This is a genomic window from Marinobacter sp. (genome assembly GCF_041984545.1).
Taxonomy (GTDB): domain Bacteria; phylum Pseudomonadota; class Gammaproteobacteria; order Pseudomonadales; family Oleiphilaceae; genus Marinobacter.
Genome location: NZ_JBHIXV010000023.1, coordinates 1 through 18,257 on the forward strand (window position 1 = coordinate 1; position 18,257 = coordinate 18,257).

Consider the following 18,257-nt stretch of genomic DNA (forward strand, 5'->3'; position numbering starts at 1 on the left):
CAGGATACGCCACCCCTTCAACCTGCTTCCATACACCAGAAATCACCATAACTCCACTACCGGTTGGAATAGGTAACTTTATGTCCAAACAAATATTCGAGTGTTGTTGAAAGAAAGAATAGATCAGCGTTTGTCGGGTTTCAGTATCTTGGCATTAAAAAATACAGTGTCGGGCTCCAGCGCCTGGCCAGCGTCCTAATCCCGGTGCCGCTTCAGGGTGTGCCCGTGTCTGGACTGGCGTATCATGAAGGCAAAGCTTTGGTCCGCACACCTACTTACTTGTCCGGTGCGGTCACTCGTCTATGTTTATACGTTTAGCCGCTTCGCCGAGAGAGATCTATGAATAGAGAACCCGTCAGCCGCTCCCTGTTTGATGAAGTCATGGTGCCCAACTATGCCCCCGGGGCGATCATTCCGGTAAGGGGCGAGGGCTCCCGTATCTGGGATCAGGAAGGGCGCGAGTATATCGATCTGCAGGGTGGCATCGCGGTGACCTGTCTTGGCCATTCCCATCCGGGACTGGTGGGCGCCTTGCAGGATCAGGCCGAAAAGATCTGGCACCTGTCCAACGTGATGACCAACGAGCCGGCCCTGCGCCTGGCGAAAACCCTGTGCGACCTGACCTTTGCCGAGCGGGTGTTTTTTGCCAACTCCGGTGCCGAGGCCAACGAGGCCGCTTTCAAGCTGGCCCGTCGCTACGCCTGGGAACACTACGGCCCGGAGAAAAATGAAATCATCTCCTTTACCAACTCGTTTCACGGCCGCACCCTGTTTACCGTGAGCGTGGGTGGCCAGCCCAAGTACCTGGAAGGCTTTGAGCCGGCACCGGGCGGTATTCACCACGCCACGTTCAACGATCTGGAATCGGTGAAAAAGCTGATCTCCAAAGAAAAGACCTGCGCGGTGGTGGTCGAGCCGATCCAGGGTGAGGGCGGTGTCATGCCCGCTGACCCTGCGTTCCTCGAGGGGCTGCGCCAGCTCTGCGACGACAACAATGCGCTGCTGGTGTTCGATGAGGTGCAGTCTGGCGTGGGTCGGACCGGCCACCTCTATGCCTATCAGATGTACGGCGTGGAGCCGGACATTCTCTCCAGCGCCAAGGCACTGGGTGGTGGCTTCCCGGTGGCAGCCATGCTGACCACGGCCAGGGTGGCGGCCAGCCTGGGGGTGGGTACCCACGGCAGTACCTATGGCGGTAACGCCCTGGCCTGCGCCGTTGCCCAACGGGTAGTGGAAATCGTGAGCCAGCCGGAGATTCTCAAGGGCGTCAAGGCGAGGTCTGACAAGCTGCGCAAAGGCATGATGGACATCGGCGAACGCTACGGTGTGTTCAGTGAGGTTCGAGGCGGTGGCCTGCTGCTGGGTTGCGTGCTCACCGAACAGTGGCAGGGCAAGGCCAAGGAGTTCCTGAACGCCGGCCTCGACGAGGGCGTGATGGTGCTGGTGGCCGGTGCCAATGTGATCCGTCTGGCGCCATCGCTGATCATTCCCGAGTCGGATCTGGACGAAGCTCTGCAGCGGTTTGAAGCAGCGGTAAAGAAACTCACAGCCTAAGGAGTTCCTATGTGGCTGGTGCGTCCGGCAAAGCCGGATGATCTGGACCGGATTCTCGACATTGCGGGTGCCCAGGGCGCCCGCCTTTCCTCCACTCTGCCCCGGCAGGGCGACGCCTTGGCCTACAAGATCGAGCACTCCCAGGCTTCGTTTGCCGGGCGCATCGGTATCGACGACGATCCGCCCCGGTTCCTGTTTGTGCTGGAAAACACCGAGAGCGGCGAGATTGCCGGCACTGCCGGTATCGACGCCCGCGCCGGTAACGGTCAGCCTTTTTACAACTACCGCCGTGATGCCCTGATTCATGCCTCCCATGAGCTCGGGGTTTCACGTCGGGTTGAGGTGCTGTACCCGTCCCATTCGCTGACCGACACCACCCTGCTGTGTTCGTTCTCCATTCGACCGGAGTTGCGCGGCAGCGATGCTTTTGAGCTGCTGTCCCGGGCCCGGATCCTGTTTATTGCCGAACACCGGGACTGGTTTACCCATCGGGTGGCGGTGGAGATTCAGGGCGTACAGAGCGACGATGGCAGCGTGCCATTCTGGGACAGTCTGGGCCGGCACTTTTTCGACATGGATTTCGAAACCGCCGATCAGTATTCGGGGCAGCTGAGCAAGACCTTCATTGCCGAACTGATGCCGCCCAATCCGATCTACGTCACCCTGCTCAGTGAGGACGCCCAGGCCGCCATGGGCCAGCCGCACCCGGTGACGGTGGGCAATTTCGAGCTGCTTCAACGCGAGGGTTTCCAGGCCGGTTGCTACCTGGACATCTTCGATGCCGGTCCGGTGCTGGAGGCGCGCACCGATAGCCTGAGAACCCTGGTAACCAGCCATCAGGCCGAGCTGCACGGCGCCAACGACGACTCGGGAGAAACCTGCCTTATCGCCGGTGGTGAAGGCGAAGCGTTCCGATGCACGTTGAGCAACCTGTCGGAAACACTGGATGGTGCCGTGAAGGTGCCCGTGAGCACCTGGAAGCGGCTGGAGCGAACCTCGGGAGACCGGGTAAGGATCGCACCGTTATGACGCTGCTTATTCGCCCGTTGCAGGAGAACGACCTGGACGATCTGTACGCCATGGCACAGAACGCCGGCAAGGGCCTGACTACGCTACCGGCAGACCGGGACCTGCTGCAGAAAAAAATCAATCACGCCCGGGATACCTTCAGCCAGCGCTGTGCCCCGGAAGCGGGCCTCTATCTTTTTGCGCTGGAAGACACAGAGCGGAAAAAGACCGTGGGCATCAGCGGCATACAGGCTCGGGTGGGTCTTGAGGAAGTCTTCTACAACTACCGCCTGAGCGTCACCGTGAACGCCTCCCGGGAGCTGGGCGTGCACGTGCGAACGCCCACCCTGCACCTGTCGAACGACATGACGGACAACACCGAGATCTGCTCCCTCCTGCTGTCCGACGGTTACAAGGGCGGCGGCAGCGGTTTGCTGCTGTCCCGGTGCCGATTCATGTATCTGGATGAGTTCCGCAAGCACTTCTCGGAGAAGATATTCGCCGAGATGCGCGGTGTTTCCGATGCCGGGGGGCGAAGCCCGCTGTGGGATGCACTGGGCAGCAAGTTTTTCGATATGGAGTTTACCGAGGCCGACATGCTCTCCGGCCTCGGCAACAAATCCTTCATCGCCGAGCTGATGCCGAAATACCCCATCTACCTGCCGATGCTGCCGGAATCGGCCCGTGCAGTCATCGGGCGCGTACACGAGAACACCGCGCCGGCGCTGAAGATGCTTCAGGCAGAGGGTTTCAATTTTAACGGGATGGTGGACATTTTCGACGGTGGCCCTGTCGTGGAGGCGTTTATCGACAACATTCGCACCGTGCGGGAGGCCGTGAATCGTCATGCGATGATCACTCGCAAACCGGTGAATCTGGACGTGCCGGCCGGTGAGCGGGCCATGGTTTCGAACCGCTCCGTCCGGGATTTCCGGGTGACCACCATCCCGCTGGAGTGCATCGGCCCGGATACCGTGAGTTTGCCGCCGGAGGTGGCCGAAGCGCTGCAGATAGAGTCGGGCAATCCGGTGCGGCTTGCACCCTTGAAAGATTCAGGGCCGCTGCCCAAACACATTCATAAAGGCTCTTTTCAGGGAGGTGGATCGAAATGGCAAAACTGACCGGCGAACTGTTTATTGACGGGCTCTGGCTCCAGGGCCACGGCCCGGTATTCGAATCGGTCCAGCCTGTCACTGGTGAGACCCTCTGGGACGGCGAAAGCGCCAACCTGGAGGATGTCGACGCGGCGGTTCGTGAGGCCCGCAACGCCTTTCTGAAGTGGCAGCGCAAGAGTTTCGCAGAGCGCCAGGCAGTGGTGGAGGCCTTCGGTCAACTGCTGGAAACCCACAAGGAGGAACTGGCCCACCAGATAGGGCTTGAAACCGGCAAACCGCTCTGGGAATCCCGCACCGAAGTGGCCGCCATGATTGGCAAGATCGGTATTTCCGTGAAGGCCTACAACGACCGTACTGGTACATCCGAGTCGGATGTGGCGGGTGGTCACGCGGTGTTGCGGCACCGTCCCCATGGTGTAGTGGCCGTGTTCGGCCCGTACAACTTTCCCGGCCACCTGCCCAACGGCCACATAGTGCCGGCCCTGCTGGCTGGTAACACCGTGGTTTTCAAACCCAGCGAGCTGACGCCCGGCGTTGCCGAGATGACGGTGCGCCTGTGGGAAAAAGCCGGCATTCCGGACGGTGTTATCAACCTGGTGCAGGGCGCCTCGGCAACCGGTAAATCCCTGGCCAGTCATCCCTCGATTGACGGTCTTTTCTTTACCGGCAGTTCCACCGTGGGCCATCTGCTGCACCAGCGGTTTGGCGGTCAGCCCGAGAAAATCCTGGCGCTGGAAATGGGCGGTAACAACCCGCTGATCGTGCAGGATGTTGACGACATTGATGGTGCCGTCCATCACGCCCTGCAGTCGGCGTTCCTGTCGGCCGGCCAGCGCTGCACCTGCGCCAGGCGTCTGCTGGTGCCCAAGGGGAAGAAGGGCGATGCCTTCCTGGATCGCCTGGTGGAAGTGTCTTCCCGGATCCAGGTGGGCGAGTTTGATGCCGATCCCCAGCCGTTCATGGGGTCGGTGATTTCGCCGGAAGCGGCGCAAAAGCTTCTGGCGGCCCAATCGAGCCTGCTTGAAAAGGGTGGTCAGTCGCTGCTCGAGATGAAGCAGTTGAAGCCGGATACCGGCCTGCTGTCCCCGGGCATTATTGATGCCACGGGGGTCGAGACAGTGGACGAAGAGTTCTTCGGGCCGCTGCTCACGGTCTATCGCTACAAGAGCTTCGACGACGCCCTGGAACTGGCCAACAACACACGCTATGGGCTTTCAGCCGGTATCCTGACCGACGATCGCAAGCTTTACGACCGGCTGGTGGAAGAGGTGCGCGCCGGTATTGTGAACTGGAACCGGCCATTGACAGGGGCCAGCAGTGCGGCGCCCTTCGGTGGCGTGGGTGCCAGCGGCAATCACCGCCCCAGCGCCTACTACGCCGCCGACTACTGTGCCTGGCCCATGGCTTCCCTGGAGGCCGGCAAGAGCGAGTTGCCGGAGAGTCTCGCGCCCGGCCTGAACTTTGACTGACGGAACCGACTGCCATGGCAAAACACGCGGTAGAAGCCAATTTCGACGGCCTGGTGGGGCCAACCCACAACTACGCCGGGCTGTCCTGGGGGAACGTGGCCTCGAAGTCCAACGTTCATGCCGTTTCCAATCCCCGGGAAGCCGCCCTGCAGGGGCTCGCGAAGATGAAGCGACTGGCGGACCGGGGTTATGTGCAGGGTGTTCTGCCGCCCCATGAGAGGCCTCACATTCCTACCCTGAGGGCCCTGGGTTTCCAGGGGCCGGACGCCCGGGTGCTGGAACAGGCGGCCAAATCCTGTCCGTCCATACTGGCAGCGGTGTCGTCGGCGTCGCCCATGTGGACCGCCAACGCGGCCACGGTATCGCCCAGTGCCGACACCTCGGACCATCGGGTGCATTTCACCCCGGCCAATCTGAGTGCCAAGTTCCACCGCTCCATTGAGCACGCGGTGACTGGGCGGGCGCTCAAGTCGATTTTTGCTGATGAGACCCGGTTTGCCCATCATCCGGCGCTGCCGTCGGTCAGCCATTTTGGCGACGAGGGCGCCGCCAACCACACCCGCTTGTGCGCCGGTTACGGTGAGCCCGGTGTCGAGCTGTTCGTGTACGGGCAGATCGCCTTCAACGAGCAGGCGCCCGCGCCGGAAAAGTACCCGGCCAGGCAAACCCTCGAGGCCTCACAGGCGGTGGCGCGGCTCCATGGCCTGAGGGACCAGAACGCGGTGTTTGCCCAGCAGAACCCCGCCGCCATCGATGCGGGTGTGTTCCACAACGACGTAATCGCCGTGGGTAACGGCAACACCCTGTTCTTCCACGAGATGGCGTTTCTGGATGAGGAGCGGGTGCTGGCGGATATCCGTGAGCGGCTGACCGGCGCCGAGCTGGAAGCCATCCGGGTCACCAGCGCCGACGTTCCAATCGAGGATGCGGTGGCGTCGTACCTGTTCAACAGTCAGTTGCTGAACACGCCGGACGGCATGCTGCTGGCCGTGCCCGGAGAATGCCGGGAGGTGGCGTCTGTCAGCCGTTACCTGGATGAGTTGGTTAAGTCGGGTGGGCCCATTACCTCGGTAGAGGTGTTCGACGTCAAGCAGTCCATGCGCAACGGCGGTGGGCCGGCCTGTCTCCGGCTACGGGTGGTGCTCAATGACGATGAACTCGGTGCCATCAACCGGGGCGTGATTCTCACCGACGAGCTTTACGATCGCCTGACCCTCTGGGTCGAGGCCCACTACCGGGACCAGCTCAGCCAGGAGGACCTGGCCGACCCCATGCTCCTGGACGAGGTGCGCAAGGCACTGGACGAGCTGACCGGCATCATGGGACTGGGTTCGATCTACGACTTCCAGTTGTAGGTCTCAGGCGGTGATGGACGAGGTCAGCATATCCATGGTGTGGCGGATCAGCTGATCGCCGGGAAACTGCGGATTGCCTTCGCCCATCTCCGCCTGGCACAGCAGGATCACGCCGTGCAGGGCACCTCGCAGATAGAGTGCCGTCTGTACCGGATCAGAGATGCGCTGCCGGTTCATGGTGCCGTCTTCCAGCCCCAGTTCAATCGCCCCCACCATCAGCGCCATCAGATCGGATTTGGAGCAGAGCATTTCTTCGGCCTGGCTCTCATCGGCCTCGGCCATGGCTGTGGAAGCCTTGGTAAGCGCTGAGAAATAGTCCGGCTCTTCCAGATAGAAGCGATAGTACGACTCACCCATGGCCCGAATCTGTGCCAGGCCGGTATCGGCGGTCTGTCGGGCTTCCTCAAACCGCCGGAACAGGCTGTGCCCGGCGCGAAGCATGATGCCTCTCTGGATGGCGGCTTTGTCCTTGAAGTACACATAGAGCAGCGCGCGGCTGAGGCTGGCCGTGCGGGCGATGTCATCCATGGACGTGCGTTCGTAGCCTTTTTCCGCAAAGACCAGTTCGGCAGCGTCGAGAATTGTGTCGTAGCGTGCCTGTTTCTCCCGCTCCCGGCGGGTTTTCAGCGGTTCACTCATTCCATCATCCGGTTAGGTGGTATCGGCCTGGTCATGATACCTGAAGTTGAATCAAACCCGATTATTGACAAAATGTCAAAGAGTGACATTATGTCGAGAAAGGTCGCCGGGTTTGCTATGGACAGGTCCCCGGCCAATCACCCGAACACGGATGGAAGGACCAATCATGACACCTCTCTCTACCGATCTCTCAACGCCAGTCCCTCCGCTCTCCTCTCGCCAGGATCCCGGCCTCCGGCCCGGACTCAAAGCTCTTGTCCTTGCCCTGGCGGTCATCCCGCTCCTGTTGGCCGGCTGCAAGGTCAGCGACGTGTCGTCCGAGGCCCAGGAGCCTGCGGTTGCGGTACGTGTAGCCGAGGTTACCGGTGGGGTTACTGGTGGGGCTACCGGTGGGGCTACTGGTGGAGAGAACCGTGACCTGCCCCTGCGTTTCTCGGGAATTGTGCGTGCCACCCAGAGGGCAACCCTGACGTTCCAGGTCAGCGGTACCCTCCGGGAACGCGCGGTTGAGCTGGGGCAGAAGGTCCAGGCTGGCGAGGTGCTGGCGCGGGTTTACAATCCGGCCCTCGAACCTGCCCGGGACTCGGCACTGGCCCGTCTTGAAGAGCTCCGCACCCAGTACCGCCAGGCGGAGCGCGAGTGGGAGCGTTCCAGTCGTCTGCACGAGCGTGGGGTGGTTTCTGAGCAGGGCCTAGAGCAACTGGCGGCCCGTCGGGATGCACTGGAGGCCAGCGTGGCCACCGCCAAGGCGGCGCTGGCCGAGGCGACCCGATTGCTCGAGGAGAGCAGCCTGCGGGCGCCATTTTCCGGCCGGGTCGAAGCCCTGCTGGTGGAGCGAGACGAATTCGTGGCGGCCGGTCAGCCGGTGATGCGGCTGTCCTCACCCGAGGGTCGTGAAGTGGAGGTAAGGGTGCCGGCCTATCTGCTGGACCATGTCAGCCTGGAGCAAACCCTGCCGGTCTGGTCGGTGCAGGACCGCAGCCAGCCGCCCCAGACCGGCTCCGTGGTTGAGATTGCCCAGGCCGGCGCGGTTCGAGGGGAGCTGCATCCGGTTCTGGTGAGCCTGCCGGTTAATACCCTGGAGCCCGGCGAGCCCGTTGAGGTGGGCATCACCCCGGTGCGGCCGTCGGGCCTCACGGTACCCCTGTTGTCCGTGGTGCGTCACGCCGACGGTACCAGTGTCTACCGCGTTCGTGACAAGCAGGCCCGCCGGGTGGCCGTTGAGGTGGACCGGGTGGTTGGCGAGCGGGTGGTGATTCGTTCAGGCGAACTGAACCCGGGGGATCAGGTGGTCTACGCGGGCATGACACGCCTCGCAGACGGTGATGCCGTGGAGGTGCGCTGATGACCCACCGGCTGCTGAACTGCCAGCGCCTGCTGGGCATGGTGGTGACCATGCTGTGCCTTCTGGGGGTGGCCGCGTACAGCACCATGCCCCGGCAAGAGGACCCGTCCTTTCCCTATCGGGCCGGGCTGATCAGCGTCAATTACCCGGGTGCCAGCGCCGATGCGGTCGAGAGACTGGTGCTGCGGCCTTTGGTGGACGAACTTCGGCAGGTGGAAGAGGTGGACTTCACCCAGTCCACGGCCCGCACCGGCGTGGCGCTGGTGCGGCTGCGCCTGAACGACGATATCTACGACACAGACCCGGCCTGGGACCGGGTACGCCAGGCCATGGACAGGGCCCGGCAGGACTTCCCGGACGACGTCGGGCAAATGGCGCTTGATGACCGCCTGATTGATATTCCGGCGATTGTCCTGGCCGTGGGCGGTTCCCCCTCGGTGACCGAATTGTCCACTGTGGCGGAACGCCTGAAACAGAACCTTTCGGACTTGCCCGGGGTCTCCCGCATTGAGCTGGAGGGCGACGCCGACGAGCAGATCACGCTGGCCCTGGACGATGCCGCCCTGTACCGGCTTGGCATTTCGCCGGCCCGGGTGCTCGACACCCTGGCCCGCCGCAACCAGACAATTCCCGGAGGCTTTGTGGTGGTGGATGGCCGCCGCCTGTCTGTGCTGCCGAACAGTGAGTTCGCCGACATTGACGCCATCCGCGCCACGCCCATCGAGCTGCCCGATGGCTCCCAGGTGCCGCTGGCCGCTGCCGCCGAGGTCTGGCGTGGCCCGGCGGAACCGCGCCAACCGGAAACCTGGTACAACGGTGAGCGGGTGGTGCTGGTGTCGATCATCATGGAAGAGGGCAATACCGATGCCATCCGGTTCGGGCAACGGGTACGGGAGCGCATGGCGCAGATCCGCCCGGACTTTGACCCCTACGAGATCCGGGAAATGTTCTTCCAGCCGGACAAGGTCGAGGAGCGCCTGGACAACCTGGCCTGGAGCCTGGTGTTGTCGGTGCTGATTATCGTGGCCGTGGTGTTCACGGGCATGGGCATTCGCATGGGCCTGCTGGTGGCCTCGATCCTGCCCATGGTGGCGCTGATCAGCGTGGGACTGTACGACCTGGGTGGCGGCGTACTGCACCAGATTGCAGTGATTGGCATGGTCATCTCCCTGGGCATCCTGATCGATAACGCCATCGTGATAGTCGAGAACATACAGGGCCATCTTGACGATGGCGTGCGGCGCCTGGATGCCCTGAAAAAGGCAGTGGGAGAGCTGGCCGGACCGCTTGGCGCCTCCACCGGCACCACGCTGGCGGCCTTCGCCCCCCTGCTGCTGGCCAAGGGCGGCGCCGCTGATTTCACCCGGGGCGTGCCGGTGATGATCATGCTGACCCTGTCGGTCAGTTACCTGCTGGCGATCTCCGCCGTTCCGCTGCTCGCGGCCCGGTTCCTGAAACCGCGTCGAAAGGCCGGCAAGGACCGGCTGCTCGGGCTGGCCAGGTTTCTCGGGCGACTGGTGTCCCAATACCCTGGCCGCCTGATAGCTGCCGGTGCCTTACTGGTAATCGTCAGCCTGGCCATGACGCCCTTCATGGCCCAGCAGTTTTTCCCCAACGCCGACCGACCCCGGGTCATCGTGGAAGTGTACCTGCCGGAGGGCACGGACCAGGCGCGTACCGCCGAGGCGGCGGAACAGCTGGAGAGAATGATCCGCTCACAGCCGGATGCACTTGAGGTGCACCGGTTCGTTGGCTTCACCGGGCCGTCGTTCTATTACAACCTCCAGCGCGCGCCCCAGGCTCCGAACAGGGCGCGGCTGGTGGTCACCACCCCGACACTGGAAGACACCACCGGCATGATTCGCTGGATCCGGGCCCATGTGAAGGACGAAATGCCCGAGCTGGACGTGACCGTTGGCATTCTCGGCCAGGGGCCGCCCAGGGCTGCACCGGTGGAAGTTCGCGTTTACCATGCCAGCGATGACACCCGCGTTGCAGCGGTGGAACAGATTTACCGCATACTGCGGGATGTCGAGGGTACCGTGGACGTGCGCCATGATCTGGACATCGGAGTGCCCAGCATTGCCATCAACGTGGACGATGCCACCGCCGCCCGCTACGGCCTGACCCGGGCAGACGTTGCCCAGAGCCTCTACGGCCAGAGCTTTGGTGTGGTGGCCGAGCGCTACCGGCAGGAGGACGACCCCATCCCGCTGGTGCTGCGTTCCCGGGAGGGCACGTCCCTGTCACTGTCCCGCCTGCTATCGGTCAACATCTACAACGACCGCGGCGATGCCGTGCCGCTCTCGGCGGTGGCGACCGTGGATACCAGCTGGGAGCCCGCGGCCCGTTACCTGCGTGATGGTGTGCGGATGAACACGGTGACCGCCAACCTGGAAACCGGCTACAGCTTCAGCCAGGCCCTGGACGGCCTGTACGCGGGGCTTGAGGAAAACCCGCTGCCGCCGGGCACCCGCCTGGCCATGGGCGGTGACGCCGAAGGCTCTGGCGACGCCAACTCGGCGCTGCTGACGGCCGCACCCATTGGCATGCTGTTGCTGCTGTTCTTCCTGCTGCTGCAGTTCAACTCGTTCCGGCGGGTGGGCATTATCCTGCTGACGGTGCCGCTGGCGACGGTGGGTATCTTCCCTGGCCTGGTGCTGTCCGGATCGCCGTTCGGCTTCCAGTCGCTGCTGGGCGTGATTGCCCTGGTGGGTATTGTGGTGAACAACGCTATCGTCCTGCTGGACGTCATGGACCGGGAACTGGAAAAGGGTAAGGACATCCTGGAGGCGGTGCGTGCTGCGGTCGAACAGCGCACCCGGCCGATCCTGCTGACCACCGCCACCACCGTGGCCGGGTTGCTGCCGCTGGCCTTCTCCAGCTCCACCCTCTGGCCGCCCATGGCCTGGGCTATCATCTCTGGGCTGCTGGCGTCCACCGTACTGACCCTGTTGGTGATTCCGGCGGTCTGCACCCGCCTCATTAAGGTGAGTGTCCCGGAGCCGGAGAACGCCCCGGCCTGAACTGCTGAAATTGGGGTCAGATGAGGTTTTCATCTGACCCCGTTTTGGGACGGATCATCAAGCCAACCCTGTGGCCGACGGGCACCTGCGGATTGGGAAACACGATGGCCTCCGCTGAATCACCGACCCGGTACTCGGTAGCGTCATCCTCCCAGATCACCGTGCCGGGCGCGTATTCGGTAAAGTTGGCGACATTGTCGGGCACGTGGAAGCGGAAGTTTCTGCCGGTGTTCAGAATCTCATGCACCACCTTGAACACCGTCAACTGATCGAACGGGGGCTGAGGCGAGGGCGCCGCCTGCCCCCGGAACCGCCGGCGCAGCGCATCCCGGATGCCTGAAAAACGCTGCAGATCGTTCTGGCCAAATGGCCGCACCTTACCCAGCTCCACGGTAAAACTCTCGGCATTCAGCTGCGACGACGAGAACGACGAAAACGTCGTACCCGCCTTGTGCTGCAGCAGCAGAGTTTCCACCTCCGCCTCCAGCAGAAAATCGCACTGGTCGGCTGGCACAGTACGCCCCTCAACAAACGGATACAGCGCAAACCGCTCCCGATGGGACGGACGAATCGCCGTGTGCAGATCGTAGTGGTACAGCGCCTGCGGATGGGCGGTGGCGAACTGTCGGCAGGCCCCCTCGAGGAACTTCGCCCGCGCCGCCTCGGCAAGCCCATCGTACTCGCTCCGTTGATGGGCGCCATCGAACAGCCGGTTCAGGTTCACCTCCAGAAAGCGCTCCCCGGCCACCATCGCCTGCGGATTGCCCTGGATCAGCAGAACCGGGCATGCCAGCGTCCAGGCCCCGTCAATCAGCTCGGAAACCAGCCCGTTCAACACCTCAATGGGTGCAGTTTCATTGCCATGAACACCGGCGGAGACGATGAGTGCCTCGGAATTCGGGTTCGCTCGGCCAGCGGGCGGCGTGATGTCCAGAACACCAACGGCCTTGCGGATGATGCGGGTGCCATCGGGGAGATAGGTTTTGGTTTCCGGAAGTCCGGCTACGGCGTTGTTGAGGGTGTGTGTAAGCCAGTCAGAGTGCGTTCCGAAAAGGTCCTGTTTTACCGACATAGAATCCCCGAACCAGGTCTGGGGGCGGGCAGGGTATTGCCTCCCGGGAATGTCTGAAGCCATGGATGGCTTCAGTCAAGCGCACATGGATGTGCTCGTAGCGTTTCCCGGGAGGCAATACCCTGCCTGCCCGGGCACAAGGGAAAAATTTGTGACGGGCTCAGCTGGTAACCGGCCGCTGATGCCGCAACAGGTGGTTTTCCAGCTTGCGGAACGCGAACACCAGAATAAAGGTGAGCGCCATGTAGCAAAGCGCCACGAAGATAAACGCATCAAACGGCGCATAGAACCGCGAATAGATGTTCCGGGCTGCCCCGGTGAGATCCACAATGGTCACCACGCTGGCAATGGCGCTGGCGTGCAGCATGAAGATCACCTCATTGGAATAGGCCTGCACCGCCCGCCGTGCGGCGCTGGGCAGAATGATGCGCCGCATGCGCATCGCCCAGTTCATGCCATAGGCCTTGGCCGCTTCAATTTCACCGTGGGGCGTCGACACAATGGCGCCCCGGATAATCTCGGTGGTGTAGGCGCAGGTATTCAGGGCAAAGGCCAGCAGGGCAGGGTAGAACGGCTCCCGGAAAATCTCCCACCAGAAGGTCTCCTGGATACCGGGAATCTGCGCAATGCCGTAATAGATGATGTATAGCTGGATCAGCAGCGGTGTGCCGCGGAACAGATAGGTGTAAAGCCACACTGGCCCCGAAACCAGCGGGTTCTTCACCGTCCGCAGGATCGCCAGCGGAACGGCAAACAACAGCCCGATCACCAGCGACAGGAAAACCAGTTGAACCGTATTCACCAGGCCCTTCCAGTATTCCATGATGGTCATGGCTGTGAAAATTTCGTTCTGGTTCAGCCACTGCACGATAAAATCAGGGATGAATTCCGGCATAACTTATCCTCCCTGAACCACGCCGACGTTGGCCCGCTTATCGAGCCACTTGATAAACAGTTCAGACCCGGCTGTGAGGGCCAGGTAAACAAACGCCACCGGGATGAAGAAATGGAACGGCATGCGCTCGGCCTTGGCCGCTTCTTCGGCCACCCGCACCATGTCTGTCAGGCCGATAATGGAAACCAGAGCGGTGGTTTTCAGCAGAACCTGCCAGTTGTTACCCAGGCCCGGCAGGGCGTGGCGCAGCATCTGGGGCAGCATGATGCGGCGGAACGTATGCAGGCGGGTGAAGCCATAGGCCCGCGCCGCCTCGATCTGTCCGGATTCCACCGCCAGGAAGGCGCCCCGGAAGGTTTCCGTCATGTAGGCGCCGAAAATCAGGCCGATGGTAACCACACCGGAGATGAACGGATCGAACTGGAAAAAAAAATCGATGTCGTAGGTGGCCCAAAGATAATCCGAGAGCATGTTCACAGCCACCTGGCCGCCGTAATAGAACAGCAGCATCATGACCAGATCCGGAACGCCCCGGATCAGGGTGGTGTACGTGGTTGCAATCCCCTTCGCGACCCGGCTCTGGGACAGTTTGGCCGAGGCACCAAGAAGCCCGAGAGCCACTGACAGCGCAAGCGAGAGAAAAGCCAGTTCAATGGTGACTACCGCGCCGTCCATCAGGGCCGGGCCGTAGCCTTTGAGATCGAGCATGAAAACGTCCGGTCAGAGAGGGCGGCCCGGCGGGCCGCCCTGACTCAGATTTACATCTTGATGTCGTAGTTGAAGTACTTCTTCATGATGGCATCGTAAGTGCCGTCTTCCTTCAACGTGGCGAGGGCAGCGTTCACTTCCTCTGCCAGATCGGCATCGCGCTTGCGCATGGCAACGCCAACGCCTTCACCCAGCTTGACCGGCTCACCGACTTCCTTGAAGCCTTCCTTGGTGAGAATGGTCTGCTCGCCGACCGGGTAGTCCACGAAGACTACATCCAGACGCTGACCTTCAAGGTCCAGCACCATGTCGTCGGCGGTGGTGTAACGCTTGATGGTAACGATACCGCCCATGTTCTCGGTAACGTGGGTATCCATGGTGGTGCCGCGCTGAACGCCGACAATCTTACCCTTCATGGCGTCCCTGTCGGTGACGTCGGTGCTGAAACCTTCGCGGGCGAACCAGCCGCCTGGGGTGTTGTAGTAAGGCTCGGAGAACAGCACCCGCTCGGCGCGCTCCGGGGTGATCGACATGGAAGACATGATCAGATCGAACTTTCGTGCCAGCAGACCCGGGATCATGCCGTCCCATGCCTGGATGACAAATTCGCAGTTGGCGTTCATTTCCTCGCACATGGCTTCGGCCAGCTCCACTTCGAAGCCGATCAGCTCGCCATTTTCATTCTTGTATTCAAACGGCTCGTAAGGCACGTCGAAGGCAATGCGCAGATCGCGCTCCTGGGCCTGGGTCGCGCCTGTCACCAGGGCGAGGGCACAGCTGGCTGCAACAATCAGTTTTTTCATGTGTCACTTCTCCAGTGGTTTGCCTTTTGGGCTTTATTTTTGACGGAAACTTTTGGTTCCATTCTTTTTATTTCTTCACCGGTTCAAGATAGCACCGCGTATCAGAACTTTGGAGCCAGGAACTGTTTCATCCGTTCCGAATCCGGGTTCTCGAACACTTTCTGGGGCGTACCCTGTTCCTCGATCACGCCCTGATGCAAAAACAGGACCTGAGTGGACACATCCCTTGCAAACGCCATCTCGTGGGTGACCACGATCATGGTGCGGCCTTCCTCGGCCAGACTCTGCATGACTTTCAGCACCTCGCCCACCAGCTCGGGGTCGAGCGCCGAGGTGGGTTCATCAAACAGCATCACCTCCGGCTCCATAGCCAGGGCGCGGGCAATGGCGGCCCGTTGCTGCTGCCCCCCCGACATCTGCGCCGGGTAGTAGTCCTTGCGCTCGTAAATACCGACCTTGTTCAGGTAGGCCTCTGCGCGCTCAATGGCTTCTTTCTTTGGTACCTTGAGCACGTGAACCGGGGCTTCGATGATGTTCTCCAGAACCGTCATGTGCGACCAGAGATTGAAGCTCTGGAATACCATGGACAGCTTGGCGCGGATCAGCTCCACCTGTTTGTTATCGGCGGGAATGCGCTCGCCCCTGCGGTTGGTGGTGAACCGTATTGGGTCGCCGTGCACGATAATGTCGCCGGAGGTGGGCGTTTCCAGGAGGTTGATGCAGCGCAGGAACGTGCTCTTGCCCGAACCCGAGCTGCCGATCAGGGAAACGACGTCGCCTTTGCGGGTTTCCAGCGAAATACCTTTGAGTACTTCAAGCTGATCAAAGGTTTTGTGAATATCCCTGCAGATCAACGGCGCTTGGTCCGCCATGGGTGGCTCCTGAGGCTGTCATTCAAAGGCGCATGTTTTACGGACTGTGGCGGTGGAAATCAATACCCCGTTCACGGGGCTCGCCTTCCGCCACACCCGTTCGCTGGCTGTCATTGTGGTGCAACAGGTGATCAATGCAAGCGTTTTGCCATTCTCAACTGCCGGCACGGGCCAGCCGGGCGGAGGATTCGTCGGCCAGTGGCAGCCGGATCAGCGTACTGCCCTGCTTTTCCATATCCCTCATGGCCTCGCTGACAAACCGCACGTGGGCCATGGCCACTTTCTGGGCAGCGGCAGGCTTGGCAGAGATCACTGCCTCGTATAGCTGCCGGTGCTGGCGCACGATCTTCTTGCGCATCTCCTCCCGCGGGTTCAGGTTGGCCACGGATGCCTGGACCGTCAGCAGCATCATATTCTTCAGGCTGTTCAGAACATGCACCAGCACCGGGTTATGAGAGGCCTCGACAATGGCCAGGTGGAAGCCGTGGTCTGGTTTGGCGTTGCTCAGCGGGTCGGTCTCCTCCAGGGCCTGGAAGGCCTTGGTGATGCGGTGTCGGTCCATGCGCGTCGCCCGTTGGGCGGCAAGGTAGGCTGCCTGACCCTCCAGCTGTTCGCGAACTTCCAGCAGATCGAACAGGGTGCGCGGATGGCCTTCGAAAAGATGCATTAAAGGACTTTGTTCTCCCAGCTCGCTGGCGCCCGGAACGATGCTCGCCACGAAGGAACCCTTGCCATGCCGGGTCTCGATGACCCCGCGCCCCTGGAGTTCGTGCAGGGCTTCTCGAATTACCGCCCGGGACACGCCCAGTCGGGTCGCCAACTGGCGTTCCGAAGGGATTTTTTGCTCGGGAGCCAGCCCGCCGTCGAGGATGAGACGCTCAAGCCGATATGAAATTTCCTGGGAAATCGCCATTTGGATGCCTGTCTGTGTGTTGTGGTCTGACCAGTTGGTGGTGTGCTTTCCTGTTGATCCGATTGCCTACAGATTTGCGTCCAAGCCCGTTAAATATGGCCGATTCGGCGGATTTCGTCCATTTTTAATACTTGAAAAACTGGTCAGACCAGTGGCTCCCGAACTGGACTAAAACCGGATTGGCTACGAATATCTGTCTAATGCCGGCTTTGGTCGGCGTTGCTATGAAGCTCATAACAACAAAGCCAACGGAGACGTTTCGATGAATTCGAAGAATAATATCCGGAATAACTGTGACACCGGCGAGACCCCACCTCGCAGGAATTTCCTCAAGACTGCAGCGGTAGGCGCGGCGTTTGCCGGTGCGATGCTGATGGGCGCGGGCCAGGCCCAGGCCGCCACCACCTGGAAGATCCAGTCCGTGTGGGATGCCGGTACAGTCGGCTACGACCTGTTCGAGGAGTGGTGCAACAGCATTGAAGAGAAGTCCAACGGCGAACTGATCTTCAAGCCGTACCCTGCCAAGGCAGTAGCAGCGGACAACAACGCCCTGTTCGATGCCGTGCGCAACGGCGTACTGCAGGGTATGAACCCGTTCACCCTTTACTGGTCCGGCAAGATCCCGGCCTCCGTGTTCCTGTCTTCCTACCCCGCCGGTCCTGACCAGCCCCACCAGTGGGACACCATGTTCTACTCCATGGGCATGCTGGAAAAGACCCGCGAAATCTACGAAAAGTACGGCTTGTTCTACGTTGGCCCGATTCAGCACGACGCCAACATCATCCACTCCAAGAAGCCGGTAAACAGCCTTGACGATCTAAAGGGCATGAAGATCCGCGTTCCGGGTGGCATGGTTGCGGAAGTGTTCCAGCAGTTCGGCGTATCCACCGTGAGCCTGCCTGGCTCGGATATTTTCCCGGCGCTGGAAAAGGGCACCATTGACGCTGCCGACTACGTTGGCCCGGCTGTGAACTATGAGCTCGGCTTCTCCCAGGTGACCGACTACATCATCTTCGGACCTCCCGGCGTAATGTCCATCTACCAGCCTGTTGACCTGATGGACCTGACCGTGAACCTGCGGGCCTGGAAAGCTCTGGATCCGAAACTGCAGCAGCTGGTTGAGGACGAAGTGCGCAACTATTCCCAGAAGCACTACCTGACCATCCAGAAGCGCAACATCGAAGCCATGGAGAAGTTCAAGGCCGATGGCGACCAGGTTACCCGCCTGAGCCAGGCTGATCTGGAGGAGTTCCGTCGGGCTGCGATTCCCATCTGGTACAACTGGGCTAACAAGAACGAAGACGCGAAAGCCATCTTCGACATGCAGCTCGAGTACATGATGAACGAAACCGTAGGCTACGTGGACGAGGAAGACCTCAAGGCCGCTGGCGTCAAATAACAAAATTCATCCAACAACAACTCAATAGCGGGGAAGGGCAGGGAGCGCCTTGGGCAAGGCGCTTTCTCCCTTCCCCGCGCTGTG

At 61.3% G+C, this 18,257-nt stretch carries 15 protein-coding genes; 8 read left to right on the top strand and 7 right to left on the bottom strand.

Annotated features, from left to right (window positions below; genetic code table 11):
• The first annotated feature begins 339 nt into the window (after positions 1-339).
• From ACFC20_RS11700 to astB, 5 genes are read left to right on the top strand one after another with little or no spacing between them, the layout of a single operon-like run.
• A complete protein-coding gene (locus ACFC20_RS11700) occupies positions 340-1,554 on the top strand; it encodes an aspartate aminotransferase family protein (RefSeq protein WP_375193163.1) in 1,215 nt (404 codons plus the stop codon).
• Between the two features lie 9 nt (positions 1,555-1,563).
• Positions 1,564-2,583 (top strand): arginine N-succinyltransferase, encoded by a 1,020-nt coding sequence (locus ACFC20_RS11705; protein WP_375193164.1) that lies wholly within the window; start codon positions 1,564-1,566, stop codon positions 2,581-2,583.
• The gene (gene astA / locus ACFC20_RS11710) at positions 2,580-3,683 is read left to right on the top strand and encodes an arginine N-succinyltransferase (protein ID WP_375183399.1); all 1,104 of its coding nucleotides are present in this window, start codon (positions 2,580-2,582) and stop codon (positions 3,681-3,683) included. Before ACFC20_RS11705 ends, astA begins: the two co-directional genes overlap by 4 nt.
• Positions 3,671-5,146, top strand: coding sequence for a succinylglutamate-semialdehyde dehydrogenase (astD, locus tag ACFC20_RS11715; protein ID WP_375183398.1), 1,476 nt, complete (start codon positions 3,671-3,673; stop codon positions 5,144-5,146). Before astA ends, astD begins: the two co-directional genes overlap by 13 nt.
• 14 nt (positions 5,147-5,160) lie before the next feature.
• Positions 5,161-6,501, top strand: a complete 1,341-nt coding sequence (gene astB, locus ACFC20_RS11720; RefSeq protein ID WP_375183397.1) for an N-succinylarginine dihydrolase — start codon at positions 5,161-5,163, stop codon at positions 6,499-6,501.
• Positions 6,502-6,504: 3 nt separating this feature from the next.
• On the opposite strand, the gene ACFC20_RS11725 is transcribed toward astB, so the two are convergent.
• Positions 6,505-7,140, bottom strand: coding sequence for a TetR/AcrR family transcriptional regulator (locus ACFC20_RS11725; protein ID WP_375193165.1), 636 nt, complete (start codon positions 7,138-7,140; stop codon positions 6,505-6,507).
• 166 nt (positions 7,141-7,306) lie between these two features.
• Here ACFC20_RS11725 and ACFC20_RS11730 point away from each other — a divergent pair, with 166 nt between their 5' ends.
• Together ACFC20_RS11730 and ACFC20_RS11735 are read left to right on the top strand one after the other, a co-directional pair.
• Positions 7,307-8,485 (top strand): efflux RND transporter periplasmic adaptor subunit, encoded by a 1,179-nt coding sequence (locus ACFC20_RS11730; protein WP_375183408.1) that lies wholly within the window; start codon positions 7,307-7,309, stop codon positions 8,483-8,485.
• Complete coding sequence (locus ACFC20_RS11735) at positions 8,485-11,511, top strand: efflux RND transporter permease subunit (protein WP_375193166.1); 3,027 nt, start codon at positions 8,485-8,487, stop codon at positions 11,509-11,511. The genes ACFC20_RS11730 and ACFC20_RS11735 overlap by 1 nt, the downstream gene beginning before the upstream one ends.
• Before the next feature lie 16 nt (positions 11,512-11,527).
• Here ACFC20_RS11735 and astE read toward each other — a convergent pair whose 3' ends face one another.
• The 6 genes from astE to ACFC20_RS11765 all read right to left on the bottom strand — a co-directional run bounded on the left by astE (position 11,528) and on the right by ACFC20_RS11765 (position 16,774).
• Positions 11,528-12,583: a succinylglutamate desuccinylase gene (astE, locus tag ACFC20_RS11740; protein WP_375193167.1), complete on the bottom strand. Its 1,056-nt coding sequence runs from the start codon at positions 12,581-12,583 to the stop codon at positions 11,528-11,530.
• Positions 12,584-12,743: 160 nt separating this feature from the next.
• On the bottom strand, positions 12,744-13,466 hold the full coding sequence (locus ACFC20_RS11745; protein ID WP_091990895.1) for an ABC transporter permease: 723 nt from the start codon (positions 13,464-13,466) through the stop codon (positions 12,744-12,746).
• Positions 13,467-13,481: 15 nt separating this feature from the next.
• Entirely contained in the window at positions 13,482-14,186 is a 705-nt protein-coding gene (locus ACFC20_RS11750; protein ID WP_375193168.1) for an ABC transporter permease, read from the bottom strand.
• Positions 14,187-14,236: 50 nt separating this feature from the next.
• Entirely contained in the window at positions 14,237-14,989 is a 753-nt protein-coding gene (locus ACFC20_RS11755; protein WP_375193169.1) for a transporter substrate-binding domain-containing protein, read from the bottom strand.
• Positions 14,990-15,090: 101 nt separating this feature from the next.
• Positions 15,091-15,861 carry an ABC transporter ATP-binding protein gene (locus tag ACFC20_RS11760; RefSeq protein ID WP_375193170.1) on the bottom strand — a complete coding sequence of 257 codons (771 nt, stop codon included), beginning with the start codon at positions 15,859-15,861 and terminating at the stop codon, positions 15,091-15,093.
• Between the two features lie 154 nt (positions 15,862-16,015).
• Positions 16,016-16,774, bottom strand: a complete 759-nt coding sequence (locus ACFC20_RS11765; RefSeq protein ID WP_375193171.1) for an FCD domain-containing protein — start codon at positions 16,772-16,774, stop codon at positions 16,016-16,018.
• Positions 16,775-17,147: 373 nt separating this feature from the next.
• On the opposite strand from ACFC20_RS11765, the gene dctP reads away from it, so the two are divergent.
• Positions 17,148-18,173 carry a TRAP transporter substrate-binding protein DctP gene (gene dctP / locus ACFC20_RS11770; protein ID WP_375193214.1) on the top strand — a complete coding sequence of 342 codons (1,026 nt, stop codon included), beginning with the start codon at positions 17,148-17,150 and terminating at the stop codon, positions 18,171-18,173.
• The last annotated feature ends 84 nt before the right edge of the window (positions 18,174-18,257 follow it).